Origin of the sequence: Streptomyces sp. NPDC060205 (assembly GCF_042728395.1) — a bacterium.
Classification (GTDB): domain Bacteria; phylum Actinomycetota; class Actinomycetes; order Streptomycetales; family Streptomycetaceae; genus Streptomyces.
Genome location: NZ_JBHWZP010000569.1, coordinates 1 through 3114, shown reverse-complemented (window position 1 = coordinate 3114; position 3114 = coordinate 1). Strand labels below are relative to the sequence as shown.

Sequence of the window (3114 nt, the reverse complement as noted above, 5' to 3'; positions counted from 1 at the left end):
CCTGGGTGGGACGGGGCGCAGCCCCTCCCCGAGGGGCGCGGGGAACGGCGCGGCCCGCCCCCACCGGACCCGCAGACGACGTACACGGTCGAAGAACTAGGCTGCCGACCATGAGCGATCAGCCGCGGGTACTGCACGTGACGGGCCGCGTACTCGTCGCCCCCGACGACGCCCGGGACGAACTCTGGGTCGTCGACGGCAAGGTCACCTACGACCGCCCCCGCGCCGAGGCAGCCAAAGACGTCCGCACGATCGACGGCTGGACCCTGCCGGGACTGGTCGACGCCCACTGCCACGTGGGCCTCGGCCCCCACGGCGCCGTCCCCGACGACGAGTCGGAGAAGCAGGCCCTGGCCGACCGGGAGGCCGGCACCCTCCTCCTCCGCGACGCCGGCTCACCCGCGGACACCCGCTGGGCCGACGACCGCGACGACCTCCCGAAGATCATCAGAGCGGGCCGCCACATCGCCCGCACCCGCCGCTACATCCGCGGCTTCGCGCACGAGATCGAACCGGCCGACCTCGTCGCGTACGTGGCCCGGGAGGCCCGGCGCGGCGACGGCTGGGTGAAGCTCGTGGGCGACTGGATCGACCGCGGCACCGGCGACCTCGCCGCCTGCTGGCCGCGCGACGCGGTCGAGGCGGCGATCGCCGAGGCCCACCGCCTCGGCGCCCGCGTCACCGCGCACTGCTTCGCCGAGGACTCCCTGCGGGACCTCGTCGAGGCGGGCATCGACTGCGTCGAACACGCCACAGGACTGACCGAGGACACGATCCCGCTCTTCGCCGAGCGCGGCGTCGCGATCGTCCCGACGCTCGTGAACATCGCGACGTTCCCGCACCTCGCGGACGGGGGCGAGGACAAGTTCCCGCAGTGGTCCGCGCACATGCGGCGGCTGCACGAGCGCCGTTACGACACCGTGCGCGCCGCCTACGACGCCGGGATCCCGGTGTTCGTCGGCACCGACGCGGGCGGCACGCTGCCGCACGGACTGGTGGCGGCGGAGGTCGCCGAACTGGTGACGGCCGGCATCCCGCCCCTCGAAGCGCTTTCGGCCACCACGTGGGGCGCCCGCGCGTGGCTGGGCCGGCCCGGCCTGGAGGAGGGGGCTCCCGCCGACCTCGTCGTGTACGAGCAGGACCCGCGGGCGGACGTACGGGTCCTGGCGGCGCCGCGGCGGGTCGTGCTGAACGGCAGGGTCGTCGGCTGACGGAGAGTGACCGCCCGGCCCTGCCGGAACGGCGCGCACTCCCTCCCGCGCTCCGGCGCTTTCCGGCCAGTTCGGTGCGGTTCAGTGATCCGGGTGGCCTTGAGGAACGTACGTGCAGGATGAATCGAAGAGGTGCGCGGAAAGTCCACGTATGAGTGAACTCCCCTCAGCTTGCTGACTGTTCACTCTCCGTGCGTAAGGATTCCCGTCATCGACGCCGCCGGACGCTCCCCGCATGTCCCTGCGAGCGGAGCGTCCTGCGGCGTCGCGTCTCCGGTTCTGTCTCCTGTGGGGGTCCCACCACCATGAACAGCAACACCTTCCGCATGCCCGCACACAGGCTGGCCGCCACCGCGGCCGCCGTCTCCCTGGCCGCCGGTCCCGCGGTCCTGGCCGGCGCGGGTCCGGCCCACGCGACCGACGGTCACGGCCGGGCCGGGGCCGTCGTGCTCCGCACCGGGCTCGATGTGTCCCTGCTCAACAAGACCGTGAACGTTCCGCTCGCGGTCTCGCTCAACGAGGTACAGGCGCCGCGCAGCGCCGAGAAGACTACGCTCACGGCGAAGCTCGACGGGGTCGACGGCGGCCAGCCGTTCACCGTGCTCGGCGCGGAGGTCGCGAGAGCGCGTGCGACCGTCTCGGCGTCGAAGGCCGAAGGGGCCGTGCACCTCGCCCACGCCAAGGTGCACATTCCCGGGCTGCCGCTGCTGTCCCTCATCGAGGTCGACCAGGTCACCGCCAAGGCGGTCTGCGCGGCGGGCAGGAAGCCGGTCGCCTCCGCGAATCCGCTGGGGGCGGTGACCGTGCTCGGCAAGAGGACCACGGTGACCGCCGGTGGGGTGACGGAGGTCAAGGTGCCGGGGGTCGGTGAGGTCCGCCTGGACCTGTCGTCGATCCGGACCACGTCCCGTACGGCCGCGGCTACGGCGCTGCGGCTCAAGGTGTCGGTGAACCCGCTGAAGCTGAACGTGGCGGAGGTCGAAGGAACGGTCACTCTGGCGGAGGCGACCTGCGAGTCCCCTGCCGTGCCCGTGCCCGGGGTGACGCCGCAGGGGGGTGCCGCGGAGTCGCCCGGGCTCGCGGAGACCGGCGGCGGCTCGGTGACGCCGTACGTCGCGGCGGGCGCGGCGGCGCTGCTCGCAACAGGCGCGGGAACGCTGGCGCTGACCCGCCGCCGTCGCCGCTGACGCGCGCCCTGCGGCGGCTTGGGCCCGCATGAATAGTGCGGGCCCGGCGCCCCTGGGTGCGGCCCGGTGGGGGTTGGCCGCGCCGTTCCCCGCGCCCCTGAGAGGGCTTGGGCCGGTGGGCATGGTGCGGGCCCGGTGGGGGTTGGCCGCGCCGTTCCCCGCGCCCCTGAGAGGGCTTGGGCCGGTGGGCATGGTGCGGCCCGGTGGGGGCTGGCCGCGCAGTTCCCCGCGCCCCTCAAAAGCGGGGCTGCGCCCCAGCTTTTGCCCCACCGCCGCAAGGAACGCCACCACGGCGGACCACCCCGCCCCGCCAGGAGCGCCAACCGACACCACGGCGGGCCACCCCCGCCCCGTCAGGGGCGCGGGGAACGGCGCGGCCAACCCCGACGGTCCCGCAGGACATCACGGCGGGTAACCCCCGCCCCGTCAGGGGCGCGGGGAACGGCGCGGGCAACCCCCACGGTCCCGCAGGACATCACGGCGGGTAACCCCCGCCCCGTCAGGGGCGCGGGGAACGGCGCGGCCAACCCCAATGGTCCCGCAGGACATCACGGCGGGTCACCCCCAACCCCTTAGGGGCGCGGGGAACTGCGCGGCCAGCCCCCACCGGGCCCGCACCATGCCCACCGGCCCAAGCCCCGCAGGGGCCCGCAGGCCCCACGCCGCTCAGCCCGGGCCCCCGGACCCGGCGGTCAAGCTCAGCGCCTGGTCCAGCG

2 protein-coding genes are annotated in these 3114 nt (G+C 74.7%); both read left to right on the top strand.

The genetic code is table 11. The annotated features are described in order from the left end of the window. The first annotated feature begins 110 nt into the window (after nt 1-110). Nucleotides 111-1211, top strand: coding sequence for an amidohydrolase family protein (locus ACFWGJ_RS42985; RefSeq protein ID WP_387334407.1), 1101 nt, complete (start codon nt 111-113; stop codon nt 1209-1211). A 305-nt stretch (nt 1212-1516) separates the two neighbouring features. Beyond that, a complete protein-coding gene (locus ACFWGJ_RS42980; protein ID WP_387334406.1) occupies nt 1517-2398 on the top strand; it encodes an SCO1860 family LAETG-anchored protein in 882 nt (293 codons plus the stop codon). The last annotated feature ends 716 nt before the right edge of the window (nt 2399-3114 follow it).

What these genes read in the sequence shown, in the direction of transcription:
- ACFWGJ_RS42985 (WP_387334407.1), top strand. Translation starts at nt 111, where the DNA reads ATGAGCGATCAGCCGCGGGTACTGCACGTGACGGGCCGCGTACTCGTC.
- ACFWGJ_RS42980 (WP_387334406.1), top strand. Translation starts at nt 1,517, where the DNA reads ATGAACAGCAACACCTTCCGCATGCCCGCACACAGGCTGGCCGCCACC.